General features: G+C 59.0%; 14 protein-coding genes. 12 read left to right on the forward strand and 2 right to left on the reverse strand.

Features of this window, described 5'->3' with window-relative positions; translation table 11 throughout:
- The first annotated feature begins 51 nt into the window (after window positions 1-51).
- Window positions 52-1,107, forward strand: coding sequence for an SGNH/GDSL hydrolase family protein (locus ACFFSY_RS04100; protein ID WP_377490280.1), 1,056 nt, complete (start codon window positions 52-54; stop codon window positions 1,105-1,107).
- Window positions 1,108-1,221: 114 nt separating this feature from the next.
- Entirely contained in the window at window positions 1,222-1,464 is a 243-nt protein-coding gene (locus tag ACFFSY_RS04105) for a DUF6953 family protein (RefSeq protein WP_377490283.1), read from the forward strand.
- 132 nt (window positions 1,465-1,596) lie between these two features.
- Here ACFFSY_RS04105 and chrA read toward each other — a convergent pair whose 3' ends face one another.
- The gene (gene chrA / locus ACFFSY_RS04110; protein ID WP_377490286.1) at window positions 1,597-2,142 is read right to left on the reverse strand and encodes a chromate efflux transporter ChrA; all 546 of its coding nucleotides are present in this window, start codon (window positions 2,140-2,142) and stop codon (window positions 1,597-1,599) included.
- On the reverse strand, window positions 2,139-2,756 hold the full coding sequence (gene chrB, locus ACFFSY_RS04115) for a chromate efflux transporter ChrB (RefSeq protein ID WP_377490289.1): 618 nt from the start codon (window positions 2,754-2,756) through the stop codon (window positions 2,139-2,141). Before chrB ends, chrA begins: the two co-directional genes overlap by 4 nt.
- A 306-nt stretch (window positions 2,757-3,062) precedes the next feature.
- On the opposite strand from chrB, the gene ACFFSY_RS04120 reads away from it, so the two are divergent.
- From ACFFSY_RS04120 to ACFFSY_RS04165, 10 genes are all read left to right on the forward strand, one after another.
- Window positions 3,063-5,732, forward strand: coding sequence for a PAS domain-containing sensor histidine kinase (locus ACFFSY_RS04120; protein WP_377490292.1), 2,670 nt, complete (start codon window positions 3,063-3,065; stop codon window positions 5,730-5,732).
- On the forward strand, window positions 5,729-6,379 hold the full coding sequence (locus tag ACFFSY_RS04125; protein ID WP_377490295.1) for a response regulator: 651 nt from the start codon (window positions 5,729-5,731) through the stop codon (window positions 6,377-6,379). Before ACFFSY_RS04120 ends, ACFFSY_RS04125 begins: the two co-directional genes overlap by 4 nt.
- Before the next feature lie 267 nt (window positions 6,380-6,646).
- Entirely contained in the window at window positions 6,647-7,075 is a 429-nt protein-coding gene (locus ACFFSY_RS04130) for a chemotaxis protein CheW (RefSeq protein WP_377490298.1), read from the forward strand.
- An 11-nt stretch (window positions 7,076-7,086) separates the two neighbouring features.
- Window positions 7,087-9,168 carry a chemotaxis protein CheA gene (locus tag ACFFSY_RS04135; protein WP_377490301.1) on the forward strand — a complete coding sequence of 694 codons (2,082 nt, stop codon included), beginning with the start codon at window positions 7,087-7,089 and terminating at the stop codon, window positions 9,166-9,168.
- Between the two features lie 106 nt (window positions 9,169-9,274).
- Window positions 9,275-12,697 carry a methyl-accepting chemotaxis protein gene (locus tag ACFFSY_RS04140; protein ID WP_377490304.1) on the forward strand — a complete coding sequence of 1,141 codons (3,423 nt, stop codon included), beginning with the start codon at window positions 9,275-9,277 and terminating at the stop codon, window positions 12,695-12,697.
- Between the two features lie 66 nt (window positions 12,698-12,763).
- Window positions 12,764-13,591, forward strand: a complete 828-nt coding sequence (locus tag ACFFSY_RS04145) for a CheR family methyltransferase (RefSeq protein WP_377490307.1) — start codon at window positions 12,764-12,766, stop codon at window positions 13,589-13,591.
- Entirely contained in the window at window positions 13,588-14,634 is a 1,047-nt protein-coding gene (locus ACFFSY_RS04150; protein WP_377490310.1) for a protein-glutamate methylesterase/protein-glutamine glutaminase, read from the forward strand. Before ACFFSY_RS04145 ends, ACFFSY_RS04150 begins: the two co-directional genes overlap by 4 nt.
- Window positions 14,635-14,802: 168 nt before the next feature.
- Window positions 14,803-15,810 carry an HD-GYP domain-containing protein gene (locus ACFFSY_RS04155; RefSeq protein WP_377490313.1) on the forward strand — a complete coding sequence of 336 codons (1,008 nt, stop codon included), beginning with the start codon at window positions 14,803-14,805 and terminating at the stop codon, window positions 15,808-15,810.
- Between the two features lie 238 nt (window positions 15,811-16,048).
- Window positions 16,049-16,252, forward strand: coding sequence for a cold-shock protein (locus ACFFSY_RS04160; protein WP_377490316.1), 204 nt, complete (start codon window positions 16,049-16,051; stop codon window positions 16,250-16,252).
- Window positions 16,253-16,386: 134 nt separating this feature from the next.
- Window positions 16,387-16,605 (forward strand): cold-shock protein, encoded by a 219-nt coding sequence (locus ACFFSY_RS04165; protein ID WP_377490319.1) that lies wholly within the window; start codon window positions 16,387-16,389, stop codon window positions 16,603-16,605.
- Window positions 16,606-16,635: the final 30 nt, after the last annotated feature.

Here is a 16,635-nt window from a genome sequence, read left to right on the forward strand (position 1 = left end):
CGAATAAGGGGAATAGGAAGGTGGCAAACACGCTTATTTATCGGGAGAGGAGTGATCGAGATCGCAGATCTGACTTGGCATTCGCCGCAAGAACCGCCCTTCGTCGTCAACGGATTTCCGTGGCTGGATCAGGAGAGAATCTACCGCCGCCTGCCGTCGCGCCCGCCTTACCCGATTCCCGCGGCCGTCGACCAGCTGGCCAATCATACCGCAGGGGGACAAATCCGGTTTCGCACCGATTCGCCCGTCCTGTCTGTGCAAGTCAAGCTGTCCGGCGTGGCGAACATGTACCATATGCCCGCCACCGGCCAATGCGGCTTCGACTGCTATGAGGAGCAGGACGGTGAACTCCATTATCGCGCGACGGCGACGTTCGACCTTAAGGCGGCGGCCTATACGGCACTGCTATTCGAGAACGGAAGCCGGGAACGCAGAAGCATCGTGCTTAACTTCCCGCTCTATCAAGGCGTGGAAGAAGTGCTCGTCGGACTCGAAGCGGGTGCCGTTATCGAGCCGCCGGCTCCCTATGAGGAGTCCGGCCGCGTGATCGTCTATGGAACGTCGATCACGCAAGGGGCTTGCGCGTCGCGTCCGGGGATGTGCTACACGAATATATTGAGTCGCGCCATTAATCGCGAATTCATTAATCTGGGCTTCTCCGGCAGCGGCAAAGGCGAGCCTGAGCTAGCACAGAACATCGCCCGGATCCCCGATCCGGCGCTGCTGGTGCTCGACTACGAGGCGAACAGCGTCACGCCGGAGTTGTACGCGCAGACGCTGCCGGCGTTCATCCGGCTGTACCGGCAGACGCATGCGCAGGTGCCGATCCTGCTCCTCTCCCGGATCATGTTCGCCAAACAGCGATTCGACGAGGCGTCTCGGCAAGCCCAGGAGACGCGCAAGCGGATGCAGACCGAGCTCATTGGGGAGCTTCGACGCGCAGGCGACAAGCACATTCACTTCCTCGACGGAGAGACGCTCATCGACCGGCACGGGCAGGACTGCTTCGTCGACGGCATCCATCCGACGGACCTGGGGTTGTCGCAAATGGCCGACCGGCTGGCGCCCGTTATCCGCAAGCTGCTGAGGAAGTCATCCGGTTCATAAGCGGATGCCGATGAACTCGGTGGCAGGCTTGCGAAGTAGGCGAGTTTCTTCTCGCGCCGATCTGGCCTATACTAACGTTACGGACAGCTAGAGCGCGAAGGAGGGGAATTCGAGATGCCGGATACATCGACCGCGCAGGATGTGGCCGCTTGGATGGTAGAGACGATCCGTTTTCACGGGACGCTGGCCCAGAGCGACGCCATCGCGCAAGTGAAGGACAAGTTCGGCGAACAGTTCGTCTTCGTGAACGAAAGCGGCAACGCGTCGCTCGCGAAGGAAGTCAAGATGGCTTTCCGCAAGCTGCACCGGGGCAGAATCGCCTGGGACCGCGACGGATTCTTCTGGGCGTGGACGTAAGAGTCGATGCAGCCCACAGGAACTGAATAAGAAGCAAGAAGCCGCATCCCGGCCTGGGATGCGGCTTCTTTGCCTGATGCGGCAGCGAAGGGCCCTGAACCAAGCGGTTCCAACCTCTCGCATGCGGCAAGTTTAGAACAGTACGCCCGACAGCACGAACGCCCCGTAGACGAACGCGATGCAAATGACGATCGCCGGGTGGATCTTCTTGCGTTCCATCGCCCAATACGCGACTGCCGCGATGCCAAGCGACTGCCAGAGGCCGGCCGATTCGACGGACGTGCGGCCCATCTGCCAGGTCAGCAGCACCATCATGATGGCGACGACGGGCTGGACGAGCAGCGTCATGCCTTTGACGACCGGCGATTGACGGTGCTTCTGCAGTAAGTTCAGCAGGATGATGAGCGCCACGGCCGAAGGGACGACCGTCGCCGCGAGCGCGAGCGCCATGCCGACGATCCCGATTTGGTCATAGCCGACGAACGCCGCGATTTTGGTCGCGATCGGGCCGGGCAGCGCATTGCCGAGCGCCAGGATGTTCGAGAATTCCTTATCCGTCGTCCAGTGGTAACGGTCGACGATCTCGTGATACATCAGCGGGATCGAAGCCGGACCGCCCCCGTAGCCGAGGACGTTGGCGACGAAGAAGCCGATCACGATGCGCAGCCATTCCATCATGGGGCGTCACCTTCCGTTCCGCGATCCGGCGACTGTGCCGCCCGGCGCTTTTTCCACCAGGCTAGACCTCTGAAATGAACGGCGCCATAGGCGAGGAAAAGCGCGATGACGACCGCGTCTTGCACGTCCACGACCTGCAGCAGCACGAAGGCGATCAGGAAGAACGCGAAGCCAAGCGGCTTGCCGAGTCCCTTGACCGCCCGATTCGCGAATTCATAGGCCATGACGCCGAGCATGACCGCGATGACGGGGATGACAGCGGCGATCATCCCCTGCACGATCGCGGAGCCGCTCATTAATTCGACAACCGACAGCAGCGCGATCATGGCGACTGCCGAAGGCAGGATATGCGCAAGCACCGCGACGACGGCGCCTAACGTTCCTTTGCGTCGATAACCGAGATAGGCGGCCATCTTCGTCGCGATTGGTCCCGGCAGCGCATTCGCAAGCGCCAGGATTTCCGCGAATTCGTCGTCTCCCAGCCAGCGGTAGCGGGTTACGACCTCGTATCGGATGAGCGGAATGACGGATGGCCCGCCTCCGTAGCCGAGCACGCCGGTCTTGAACATCGCCCAGGACAGCCGGGCGTAGTCGCGTTCTTGCTTCTGTTCCATTCAAGCCGTCCCCCTTATTGAAAGGCAGCGGCCATCACCGAGCCGGGTCCGGCGCGTCCCTTTCACATAATGAAATAACTATACACGGGCGCGCTCGGGGTTATCAATGTCCGCTCCCCACTTTGCGCCGCTCCACCTAAAACGAAGTACCCCCGCTGTGCATGATGCACCGTTTAGCAGCAGTCAGGAAAGTTACGGCAGGACGAGCAGGGATTACCGGAAAAAGCAGGCCCGGATTGGCCCATAATAAGTCTGACTAAGGCAATGGACAGCATGAAAGGATGTTCACGGGGGGGAGGCGAACGCATGCAAAAAGGGCAACTGTGCCTAGCGGGCGCGGATTGGATGGAGGAGACGCTGCACGCCTTGGGCATTGCGCTCGGATCGTATGATTGCAGGTCAGGGACGTTGTCTGTTTCACGCGGCGTTCTAGCGCTGACGGGTTATGAGCCGTCTCACTTCGCGACCGCCGGATGCTGGGTGTCGATGATCGAGACGACGGATACGCATCTCTACGAAGCGGCAGTCGCGATGGTCAAGCGCGGGGAGCCGGCGGTTGCCGAGTACCGCATTCGGACCAGGGAGGGACGGAGCAAATGGGTGCAGATGCGCATCGCCCCGTTGATGGACGGGGATGGCGGGATCGGCCATTACAATGCCCTCGCGGTGGACATCTCGGCGCGCAAGGAAGCGGAGAGCGTCGCGATGATGAAGGAAAGGCGTTACCGCTCCTTATTCGATCATAGCCTGGATACGGTCATCGAGTTCGATCTGGAGGGCAACGTGAAGGATATTAACCGGGAGACGCAGCTGCTCTTCGGCGTGCCGATGGAGGACGTGCTGGGACGGCCGCTCTACCCGTACTTGTCGCAAGAAGAGGGGGCCAAAGCGGAGCGCATGCTGACGCAAGTCGTGCAAGGCTACTCCGCGGTCGATGAAATCGTGACACAGCCGCCGGGCATGCCCCCGCGACAGTGGGCGGTATCCTGCACCCCCATCACCGTGGACGGCGAGATTCAAGGAATCTTCGCCATCTGCCGCGAGCTGACGGAGGAACGACGGTTGGCGCGGCAGTACGCCGAATCGGACCGGCTATTCCATTTGGTCACCTCCAATATGAGGGACGTGATCACGGTCACCGATCGCCAAGGTCAGACTGAATACGTCTCGCCTACGGTTCGCGTAGTGCTTGGTTATGGCGCAGAAGAGTTCGCCACAGCGGAGCCATACGCCTACGTATATTCGCAGGACCGCGACCAGCTTAAGGAGACGCTCGGGGAAATCGTGCGCATGCGCAAGCCGCGGCAAATGCAGGCCCGCTATCGGCATGCGGAAGGCTATCTGGTCGATGTCGATCTGCACGGCACGCCTATCTTGAACGAGCGGGGCGAGGTGGAGAACGTGGTCGTGATCGCGCGAGACATATCGGACAAGGTCAGGGCCGAACGAGCCTTGCGGGAGAGCGAGGAACGCTACCGACTTCTGTTCGAGCTATCGCCGGAACCGATCTTCGTGCAGAAGGCGCGCCGGCTGACCATGGTTAACTCCGCGGCTGTTCGTCTGTTCGGAGCCTCCAAGGCGGAGGAGTTGATTGGGATCGATCCGATCGAGCTGATCGATCCCGCGTTTATGAAGCTGGGGAACGAACGCCGGCAGGAGCTGGAGCGCGGGAAACGAACGGATCTGCTCAATCTCCGCATGCGCAAGCTGAGCGGCGAGGCGGTGGAGGTCGAGGCGACCAGCACCCCGATCGGATACGGGGAACAGCAGGCGATTCTGAGCGTGTTCCGCGACATTACCGCCCGCATGCGGAGCGAGCGGGATCGGGCGTGCGCGGTCGAGATGCTCCGCGAGAGCGAGGAGCGGTACTCCAGGCTCCAGCTCAGGCTGGACGCGTTCTCCCAAGAATTAATGGGCATTATGTCGGTTCGGGAATTGGAGCAGCGTCTGCTTCGCGAAATCCGGGAAGTGCTCGGGGTGAAGCGGGTCGAGATTATTGCGCTGACGGCCGACCCTGACGGGGTGGCGGAGGACGCGGTCACGGCCGCTTTGAGAAGTCACTTGATCGCCGAGAATGGCGCTCGGAAGCTGGGCGAGCTTACCGACTGGGGAGAGGGACATTATTTGTCGCTCGGCGTCTTTAAGGGCAGCGAACATATTCTCTATATCGGCGAGAGTTCGGCCAACGCAACCTTTGAATCCAAGCGGATCTGGCTGAAGACGATGATCCGGTACGTCAAGACGATTTACGACAATTTCAGAATCATTGAGGACTTGTCGAACGAGTTGAAGACGCGCAAAGACGCCTCCGAGTCGCCGCCGTGGTTCTCCCGTTTCCTATTCACGCTGTCGGAGAACGAACGCAGGCGACTGGCCCAGGATCTGCACGACTCCGCGCTGCAGGAGCAGATTATCTGGTATCGGAAGCTGGATTCGCTGCTCGAAGAGCCGCTGTCCGAGGAGAGCCGCGACGAGCTGCTCCTGATCAAGGAAGGGCTGCTGGACGTCGTCTACCAGATTCGCTTGACCTGCAACGAACTGCGCCCGCCGCTGCTGAGGGAGATCGGCTTGGTCGCGTCGCTCGAGCAGCTCTTCCATATCACGCAGCTCCGCTCCGATTACAGCGTCGATTTCAAAGCGATCCACGTGCGTGACGACCTCCCCGGCGACCTTGCGCTCGCGCTTTACCGCATCGTGCAGGAGCTGCTCGCGAACGCGACCAAGCATTCCAACGCGTCGATCGTGCGAATCAGGCTGGTGGATAACTTCACGACTTTGCAATTGTTATACGATGACAACGGCATCGGACTGCCGCAGACATCGCCTGCTCGGACGAGCATGGGGCTAAGCGGCATTCAGGAGCGGGCGCGCAGCCTGAACGGTGCCGTCGTCTTCGACACCTCGCCGGATCAAGGGCTGTCCGTCACGTTGTCGTTCCCGCTTAACGGGGATATCCGAGAGGAGGGCCTACAATGATTCGGGTTCTTATCGTCGACGACCATCCGTCGGTAATGGAAGGAACGCGGGCTATGCTGCAGAAAGCCAGCGACATGGACGTGACGATCAGCAGCTCGGCGAAAGAGGCGCTCGGTATGATCGGCGCCGAGATGTTCGATATCTTCTTGTTCGACCTCTATATGCCGGAGATGAACGGGCTGGATTTGGCCAAGCGCGTGCTGGCTGACCAGCCGGAAGCCGTAATCCTTATTTATACCGGCCACGACATAACGCCGCACTTCAACATGTTCATGGAAACGGGCATATCGGGCTTCCTCTCGAAGACCGCGACGCAGGAGCAGCTATTCACCGCGATTCGCTGCGCGCTGCGGGGCGAGGTCGTGCTGCCGCTGAACTTGCTGAAGGAGCTGCGCAGGGATACGGTCGTGCAGGGAAGGGACAAGCCGGACGCTTCGGCGCAAGTGACCGCCAAGGATACGGAAATTCTGAAGTATTTGGCCAAGGGCATGGGCAATCGCGAAATCGCGGAGCGCATGTTAATGAGTCAGCGTTCGCTCGAGTACAATCTGACGCAGATTTTCCAGAAGCTTGGCGTCAAATCGCGCGTCGAAGCCGTGGTGCGGGCGAGAGAGCTCAAGATCGTGCTATCGGACGATTTCATTTAGGTTAACAAGCAGGAACCGCAGGCCTTCCGCCTTTTCAAGGGTGGAAGGTTTTTTGTGCGTCGGCGAAGGGGACGAGCGTCATGATCCGCGGGAACCCGTTCCGCAATCGGCTGCGCGTCCCGTTTTTTTACCCCGATCCCGCAAAAAAAGCCGCGCAGTCCCGCGCAAATCTTTTGCGCGGGACAACGCGGCTTTTTCGGTTACCGACCGCCGCCAGCCCGGTATAGTAGAGGACAGGTAAGCGATACGAGGCAAGGAGGGGGAGCCGTGGAGACGGCAGTGGAAGAGCAGCAATTCGTGGTGATCGTGCTCGGCAGCGAGCGCTACGCCATTCATATATCCGAAATTTACGAAATCATCAAGATGCAGGAGATTACGGCGGTTCCGAAGAGCCAATCGTTCCTCGAAGGCGTCACCAACCTGCGCGGCAAAATTTTGCCGGTCATCAGCCTTCGCAGAAGATTCGGGATGGAACCGGCGGCCAAGAGCAAGCATATGCGGATCGTGGTGGCGAAGTTCGAGGAGGAATTGGTCGGGATCGTCGTCGACGCCGTGGAGCAGGTGACGGTCTTTCATGAGATTCATCCGCCTTCGGACACGGCCTCGTCGGTGGATCGAACCTTTTTTCAGGGGATAGGCATATTAGGCGAGGAAATCACGTGCGTGCTTAATATTGAACACGTGTTGGCCGGCTAGGGGGTGAGCGATTGTTTGACCGCAAAGAAATGATGGAGGCGTTCCTCTGCGAAGCGAACGAGGAACTGCAGAAACTGGAGATCGAAATTTTGGCCCTCGAGCAGAGCGGCGATAGCGAGACAAGTATCAAGCGCATCTTCCGCGTGGCGCACACGCTCAAGGGCTCGTCGGCCGCGATGGGCTTCGACGAGATGAAGACATTAACGCACGAGATGGAGAACGTGCTAGATGGCATTCGCCAAGGCCGTCTGCGCGTGTCGACCGAGCTCGTGAACGTGCTCTTCGCTTGTCTGGACGCGCTGAACGCGCTTCGCGACGATATCGAGGCGGAACGCGAGGCGCAAACGCCGACCGACAGGATCGTCGAGCGGCTGCGGGCGATCGGCTCCGGCGAAGCGGGAGCGGGCGGGTCTGCTGCGGGCAGCGGCGAACCGGGTCATCAAGGCGAAGGCGGCGGACAGGCTCCTTTCGAGGTTGGCGAACAAGACGCCGCGGCGATCAAGCAGGCCGAACGGGAAGGGATGCAGGCTTACGAATGCCTGGTTAAACTTGCCGACACGTGCGAAATGCGGCTGGTCCGCTACTACGTGGTCGCAGAGCGCTTTAATAGCGGCGGGCAAGTGATCGCGACAATACCGGAGCTGCATATGGATCTGGACGTACCGGAACTTCGCTTCTTGGTCGTATCCGGCCTTGGGGAAGCGGAGCTTAAGGCCAAGATTGAGCAGATCATGGACGTATCGAAGGTGTCGGTTGCGCGTTACGCGTTGACGGAAGCTCCGTCTTCCGAGCCGCAGATCGCCGTGGCGGCTGCCGCGCCGGAGGTCCGTCAAGCGCCCGGCGCAGCGCCGGTCAAGGAGCAGGAGCAGAAGCGTTCCAGCCAGACCATTCGCGTCGGCGTGGATCGCATCGAGAATATGATGAACCTCGTCGGCGAGCTGGTCATCGACCAGACGCGCATTACGCAGCTTGGCCATCTGCTGCGGGACCGTTATCCGGTGGATGAGAACCTCGAGATGCTCGAGCAGGTGGCGAACCATTTTACCCGCGTGATCGGGGAGCTGCAGGAGAGCGTGATGAAGACGCGGATGCTGCCGATCGGACAGCTGTTCAACCGCTTCCCGCGGATGATGCGGGACTTGTCGCAGAATTTGAACAAGGACATTCACCTCATTATGGAAGGCGAGGAGACGGAGCTTGACCGCACGGTCATCGAAGAGATCGGCGATCCGCTCATCCATCTGCTGCGCAACGCCATCGATCACGGCATCGAGAGCAAGGAGGCGCGTCTGGCTTCCGGCAAGCCGCTCGTCGGCACGGTGCGGATGACGGCCGCGCATCAGGAAAACCAGGTGGTGCTGACCGTCGAGGACGATGGCGCGGGCATCGACCCGGAGCGCATCAAGCAATCCGCTGTACGCAAAGGACTGCTGACGCAGCAGGCGGCCGACGCGCTGACGGAACAGGAGTGCATCGAGCTCGTCTTTATGCCCGGCTTCTCGACGGCGAGCACGATCAGCGATGTATCCGGCCGCGGGGTTGGCATGGATATCGTCCGCAACCATATCGAGAAGCTGAACGGGCTGATCGATGTGCAGACGAAGCCGGGACAAGGCACGACGTTCATCATCAAGCTGCCGCTCACGCTTGCGATTCTGCGGGGACTGCTCGTCAATCTGGGCCCGTCCACGTTCGCGCTGCCGATGGGCAGCGTCGTGGAGATCGTCCGGTATTCGACGCGCGACATCTATACGCTGAAAGGACAGCCCGTGGTGAAGAACCGCGAACGCGTTATCCCGCTCCTGTGGCTGCACGACCACTTTAACCTGCCTCGCCGCAAACGGACGCGCGACCATGTCTTCGTCGTCGTCGTCGGGGTGGCGGAGAAACGAATTGGACTTATTGTCGACGAGTTGATCGGCAATCAAGAGATTGTCGTGAAATCGGTCGGTTCCTATATCGGCAAGATCGAAGGCGTCTCGGGCGCGACGATTCTTGGGGATGGGAGCGTGGCGCTCATTCTGGACGTGACCGGGATCTTCCAGTTGGCCGGGACGCCGAAGAAGATCGGGAGCGCGCCTGACGCCGAGTGATCCGCTCGTAACGCTAGCGTGTCGAAGAAGTAGATTTTTCATGCATTCATTCAAGCTGTCTAGGCTTGCAACATACTTTATTGACGACATCATGGGGGGAACTGAAATGAGTTTCAAAGAATCAATGGGCATGCGTTTCATGAAGGATTCCGGTACATTCCGCAAATTGACGTTGGCTTCCGGACAAGCGAAAGCTGTCGGAGCGAAGCTCAGAGAAGTGCTGAACCAGCGCGCGGCCATGAACGAGAGCCTGCGTCAACAGTCGGTATCGCTCGAGAACACGGCCGAGCATGTCGAAGAACTGTCGAATTCATACGAGGGACTGCAAGCAAGCGTCCGCTCGCTTGGGGGCTCGACGGATGAGACGTCCGACGCGCTGGCGGAGATGGTCGGTTCCATCGAGCAAGTCGCGGGCAACAGCGCGAGCACGTCCCGTTCGGTCGAGGAAATCTCGGCATCGATCGAAGAGATCAGCCAATCGGTCAAAGGGGTTGCGGATAACGCGGCTGCCCTGAGCGCATCGGCGGACGAGACGGCAGCCGCCATCCAAGAGATGGTGGCGTCGATTCAGCAGGTCGCGGGCAATAGCAGCAGCACGGCCGGTTCCGTGGAGCAAATTTCGGTTTCCATCGAGCAGATGAGCGCATCCGTCGCGGGGGTGGCGGACAATGCGATTCAATTGACCAAAGCGGCGGAGCAGACGTCGGACAACATTCGCGAGACGGCAGTATCCATTCAGCAGACGGCAGGCAACGCCGAGAGCGCGTCCGCATCCGTGGAAGAAATCTCCGCTTCGATCGAAGAGATGGGCAAGTCGGTCAAAGGGGTTGCGGATAACGCGGTCAGCTTGACGGCGTCGGCCGAGGAGACGGCGGCCGCGATCCAAGAGATTGTGGCGTCGATTCAGCAGGTCGCGGGCAATAGCGAGAGCACGGCCAGCTCCGTGGAGCAAATCTCCGCCTCGATCGAACAGATGGGCAAGTCGATCCGCGGCGTGGCGGATAACGCGGTGAGCTTGACGGGCTCGGCGGATGAAACGGCGGCCGTTGTCGAGGAATTGGCGGCGTCGATTCAGCAGGTGGCGGGCAATAGCAAGAGCACGGCCGGGTCGGTTGAAGAGATTTCGACCGCGGTCGAGGAATTGACGGTCTCCATCAAAGGTGTCGCGCAGAATGCCATCAGCATGAACGGATCGACGGAGGAGACGTCGCACGCGATTCAAGAGATGGTCGCATCGATCCAGCAGGTGGCAGGTAACGCCGAGAGCACGGCTAGTTCTGTGGCGCAAATCTCCGCGTCGATCGAGCAAATGGGCAAATCGGTCGAAGGCGTAGCCGACAATGCCGTGAGTCTGACGAATTCGGCCCGCGAATCGTCTGCTTCTCTCGAGGAGCTGGTGGCGTCGATTCAGCAAGTGGCGGGCAATGCGGAGAGCACGGCGAGTTCCGTGGAGCAGATCTCGGCGTCGATCGAGCAGATGGGACGTTCCGTTCAAGGCGTGGCGGGCAATGCCGAGCAATTGATGCGCTCCACGGCCGACACCTCGGCGTCGATCGAAGAGATGGCCGCTTCCATCGAGCAGGTGGCCGGCAACGCGCAGAACGTGAACGTGCTCACCGATGAAGCGCAGCAGGATGCCAGAGAAGGCCAGCGCGCGGTCACGCAATCGATCATCGGGATGAAAGAAATTTCCGACGTGGTCCGTCAAGCGGCTGGCGTCATGGGCAATCTCGGCAAAAGCTCGGAGGAGATCGGCAGCATAATCGAAGTCATCGATGATATCGCCGAGCAGACGAACCTTCTGGCGCTTAACGCCGCCATCGAAGCCGCGCGAGCTGGCGAGCACGGCAAAGGCTTCGCAGTCGTCGCCGACGAAGTACGCAAGCTGGCCGAGCGCAGCGCCAAAGCGACCAAGGAGATCGCGACGCTGATCAAAGGCATCCAGAGCGAGACGACGGATGCGATTAAAGCGATCGAGACGGGCACGGTCAAAGTCGAGCAAGGCAACAAACTGGCGGAAGAGACAGGCAAGGCGATCGACAAGATCGTCGTCGGCGTTGAGAACATTACCAAGGAAATTCGCCAAATCACGACGGCGACGACGGAGCAAGCCAAGGGCAGCGAGCAGATCGTGCGCGCCATGGGCGATGTCACGAGCCAATCCGAAATGGTGACCCAATCGATGAAGGAGCAGGCGATCGGCGTGCAGGAGATCATCAAAGGCATCGGCAATGCCCGCGAGCAGGTGCGCCAAGTGACGATCGCGACGGTCGAGCAGGCGAAGCAAAGCCAATTGATCGTCAAGTCGGTTGGCAGTGTAACGAAGCAGGCCGAGATGGTGACTCAGGCGATGAAGGAGCAAACGATCGGCGTACAGGAGATTATCAAAGGTATCTCCAATGCCCGTGAGCAGGTGCGCCAAGTAACGGTGGCTACCGTTGAGCAGGCGAAACAGAGCCAGGACATCGTCCGCGCCGTCGAGAACGTGGCCAAGCAGTCCGGCCTGGTCACGCAAGCGATGAAAGAGCAAACGGTCAATGCGGAATCCGTCCTGCAAGGCATCGTGAACGCTCGCGAGCAGGTACGCCAGATTACGGCGGCCGCTGTCGAGCAGGCCGAGCAGTCGCGCACGGTCGCCGCTTCGGTCGCTAACGTGACGAAGCAAGCGGCCATGGTGACGACGGCGGTGCGCGAGCAAGCTGTCGGCGTGGAAGAAATCATCAAGGGCGTAGGCAGCGCCCGTGAGCAGGTACGCCAGATTACCATGGCTACGGGCGAACAGGCGAAGCAGGGCAAGGAGATCGTGCGGGCCGTTGAACATGTATCGCGGCAATCGGTCATGGTGTCCAGCGCGACGAAAGAACAGGCGATCGGCGTCGAGGAGATCATCAAGGGCATCGTGAATGCCCGCGAGCAGGTGCGTCAGATCACGTCCGCGACGATTAGCCAATCCAAGCAGGGGGCGCTGATGACCGCCCAGATGGAGGAAGTCACGAAGCAGGCGCAGCTGGTCGCCAATGCGATGAAGGAGCAGGAGAGCGGCGTGCGCGAAGTCGTGGCAGGCGTCGTGAATGCCCGCGAACAGGCGCGTCAGATTACGGTCGCCACGACCGAACTGTCGAAGCAAGGGGCGGATATCGTCCGCGCGACGAGCCAGGTGACGAAGCAGGCCGCTTCCGTCACGGTTGCCGTGAAGGAACAAGCCGCAAGCGTCGGAGAAGTGGCGAGAGGCGTCGTGAACGCGCGCGAGCAAGTGCGCCAGATCACGGAGTCGTCCGCCCATCAAGCGAAACAGGGGCGCGAAGTCGCAAGAGCCATCGAAGGCATCCGCGGCATGACGAAGGAAGCGTCAACGGCGATTCAGTCCCAATATACGGCGGTTCAGAAGCTCAAGAAGCTGACCGGCGCGAAAGATGCGCCAGCGCAGCTCGCGCAGAATGTCGCCCTTATCGGCCAGCAGCTGGCCGAAGCGAGCGAGATGGCCGATAAAGTGGCTGCCGTGCTGGAAGGCTTCGCGGACCACATCTAATTACGATTATGCCAATATCATCCGGCCGCATCGATGCGGCCGGTCTTTGGCGATGGGGGGATAAGGATGTCTGGCATTAATGTAGAACGGCAGGACGCGCGGCTGAAATTGCTCGCGGAGAAGATTTACACGCACTGCGGCATGAACTATACCGACAATCTGGGCATGCTGGGGTCCAAGATCGAAGGGCGGCTGAGCGAGCTGAATATGTCCTGCTTGGATTACTGTTCGTATTTAAGCGAGAACGCGGCGGAATGGGAGAAGCTGATCATCGCCGTGACGATCAACGAAACGTACTTTTTTCGGGAGGAGCAGCAGCTGGACGAAATGGTTCGCCTCGTGAAGACCGAACTTGCCGGCAAAGGGATGGTGAATATATGGAGCTCGGCCTGTTCGACCGGGGAGGAGCCGTACAGTCTGGTGATGGCGTTGGATGCCGCGGGCGTGCCGCTCGATCGCATTCAGGTTTACGCATCGGATATCAACGCGAAGGTGCTTCAGATCGCCGAGAACGGCCGATATCACAGGAACTCGCTCTGCTTCCGGAGGACGCCGGATGCGATGAAGCGGATCTATTTCGCCCAGGAGGGAGACTGGTTCGTGATGAACGCGCGCATTCGGGACCGGGTGCGCTTCATGAGGCTGAACTTGCTGGATGGGACGGCGATTGCCAAATTGCCCGCGATGGACATCCTATTCTGTAGAAACGTGTTGATCTACTTCGACGATGCGACCATCAAGCGGGTGATGTGGAGCTTCCACAATCGGCTGCAGGAGGGCGGTCTATTATTTCTGGGGCATGCGGAAACGATGCGCGGCGGGAACGAAATCGGTTTTGAAGCCGTCAGCTGTCCGAGCACATTCTACTATCGAAAGGTGAAAGGCGGCCTATGAAACAAACCGGAGTACTGATCGTAGACGACTCGGCGTTCATGCGAAGAGCGATCGGCCTGCTGTTTGAGTCGAACCCCGGATTTTACGTGGTGGGCATCGCGCGCAACGGCGAGGAAGCCGTCGAGAAGGCGGTTCGGCTCAAGCCGGACGTCATCACGATGGACATCGAAATGCCCGAAATGGACGGCATAGCCGCGCTTAGCCAGATCATGAAGGCGTCGCCTTGCCCGGTGGTCATGCTCTCCACCCAGACCGGAAGCGGGACGGTTGCTTCCTTGAAGGCGCTTGAACTCGGGGCAGTCGACTTCTTTCTGAAGGCGGACCTGCTTCAGGATCCGCCGTCCCCGGAATTGATTCGCGACTTTCTGGCGCGGGTGAAGGAAGCGGCGACGGCAAAGCTGCCGGATGAATCCTTGGCTGTAAGCGCGCCGGTCGCCATCGTGGATCGTTCCCGGGCGGCTCGGGCGAAGACGGCGGATATCGAACTCGTCGTCATCGGTACTTCAACGGGAGGACCGTCCGCGCTGCAGGCGATTTTGCCCCGGTTTCCGATCGACTTTCCGGCAGCGATCATAGTCGTGCAGCATATGCCGCCCGGGTTTACGAAGCCGCTTGCCGACCGTTTTAACACGCTGTGCCCGTTGGAGGTGTGCGAGGCGGCGGATGGCGATGAGATTCGGGCCGGGCGCATTCTCGTTGCGCCGGCGGGTTTTCAGACGCTAATCGTGAAGAAACCGGGCGGGAGGTATATCGTGCGGCTGGAGGCGGAGAGCGATAGGCTTTATAAGCCATCCGTGGACGTGACCTTATCAGCCGCCGCCCCGATCTTCGGAGAACGCATGTTGACCGCGATCTTGACTGGCATGGGCAATGACGGATTGGAAGGAGCAGGGCTTGTGAAGGCGCATAAAGGGCACGTGGTTGTGGAATCGGAGTCGTCCTGCATCGTTTATGGGATGCCTAAGGTCGTGTGGGAGGCAGGGCTTGCGGACCATCAGACGCCGCTTGGCGACATGTATAATTTGATTCGGACTTATGTCTGATGGAGAGAGCGCCCGCATGGCCTATCGAATCGTAATCGCCGCCGCTTTTATGAGACTGACGCTTAGCAACATTCTAACCGGGGCAGGCTATGATGTGGTTGGTGAAGGAAGACGCGCACGCAGCAAGCTGTGACCAGTATTATTGCGAAGAGAGGGGGGAACTGCGACATGGACGACTCGAATTTAGACCGTTTCATTGGCCGTCGTCTGCGCGTAGACGTGTTCGCGGCGACCGGAACACCTCTTCTCTCCGCGGGTACGCAGCTGGAACGAGGGCATCTCCGCTTACTGGAGTCGAACAAGATCGTCTTAAGCAGTAAGGATGTCACGGCCTTCTTCATCGAAGAGGAGGCTTCCATTATGGAAGCCGTCTCTGACATTCGCCACGTGTTTCAATCGGTCACCGCCGGACGCAAGCTGCCCGTCGACTATGTGAACGAACGGATTTTGCCAAAGGTACTCGACATGGCTTCCCGCCATGGTCGGTTGATCGACCTGCTCCAGCTGCTTCAAGATAAGGATGAGTACACATACAAGCATACTTTCGCCGTAGGCGTCATATCTTCTATTATCGGCAAGTGGCTGGGCATCCGGGGGCAGGAGTTGATACGGCTTGCGATGGCGGCGAGCGTGCACGATATCGGCAAGTCCGAAATCCCAAGCGAGCTGCTGCTCAAGCCGGGGCGACTGACGGAGGCGGAATTCGATCTTATGAAGCGACATGCCGACCAAGGCTACGAGCTGCTGCTCGCCAGCGGCTTGGACGAGCGGACCGCGCTGGTGGCGCTGCAGCACCACGAGCGGGAAGACGGTACCGGGTACCCGAAGGGTCTGCACGCGGGGCACATTCATTTTTTTAGCAAAATCGTCGCGGTTGCCGATGTGTTCCACGCGATGACGTCCAACCGGGTGTACAAAAGCGCGATGCCATTCTACGACGTGCTGTCGCTGATGTGGGATGGCAAGCTGGGGGCATTTCATGCCCATATCCTCCACGTGTTCATTAAACAAATCATGGAATTGCATATCGGAAAATCGGTTGTATTAAATGATGGCGTTCCGGGTAAAATTATTTATGTCAGTTCAAGCGCTCCTTTAAAACCTCTCGTGGACCGGCAAGGCGAGATCATCGATCTCAGCCGGGAACGAGAATTAACGATCAGGGAATGGGTATGATCGCGGCACCTCCGGACACAAGTCGGCAAGCGAAATTCTTCTGGCCCGCAAGGTCAAAAGAATTGCTAAATGACTATGGATGTGCTACGATAAACGTAATCGAAATTTTGACCTGATTCACATATTGTAGAGGGTTATTATTTTGTGTCACATAATAACCTTGTCCAATATGTGAATTTTATTTTTCTCCAAAAAATAGAAGGTCATGTATACATTTAACAAGCGGAGGTAATGAACAATGTCCCAACAAGGTACAGTAAAATGGTTTAATGCAGAGAAAGGTTTCGGCTTCATCGAAGTTGAAGGCGGCAACGATGTATTCGTTCACTTCAGCGCGATCCAAGGCGAAGGCTTCAAAACTCTCGACGAAGGCCAACGCGTTGAGTTCAACGTAGTACAAGGCAACCGTGGTCCACAAGCTGAGAACGTTGTAAAACTGTAAGAATCCAATTCTTGCAACTACAACAACCGAAAACTGCCCTTAACATCAGTTGAGGGCAGTTTCTTTTTCACCTGTTTGGAGAGGAATAGCCAGCGTTTTGCCTTGCCCAGATTTGTCCAAGGAGGGGTTCGACGATGTATTATTCACGGAAAAGACCTGTTGAAGAAGTGCCGATGCAGGATACAGCGGTGTGGACGTGTTCGAATGACGATTGCAACGGCTGGATGCGGGACGACTTCGCGTTCGCGGAACAGCCATGCTGCCCGCAGTGCCAGTCGGCGATGATTAGTGCCGTCAAAAGTCTTCCGGTTCTAGTCAACACGAGCCCCGGGAAGAAATCGACCACGATTTAGGACTACCCCCTAAGCGGCATGTACATAATA

The sequence above is a fragment of the Paenibacillus aurantiacus genome (assembly GCF_042431225.1).
Lineage (GTDB): Bacteria > Bacillota > Bacilli > Paenibacillales > Paenibacillaceae > Paenibacillus_Z > Paenibacillus_Z aurantiacus.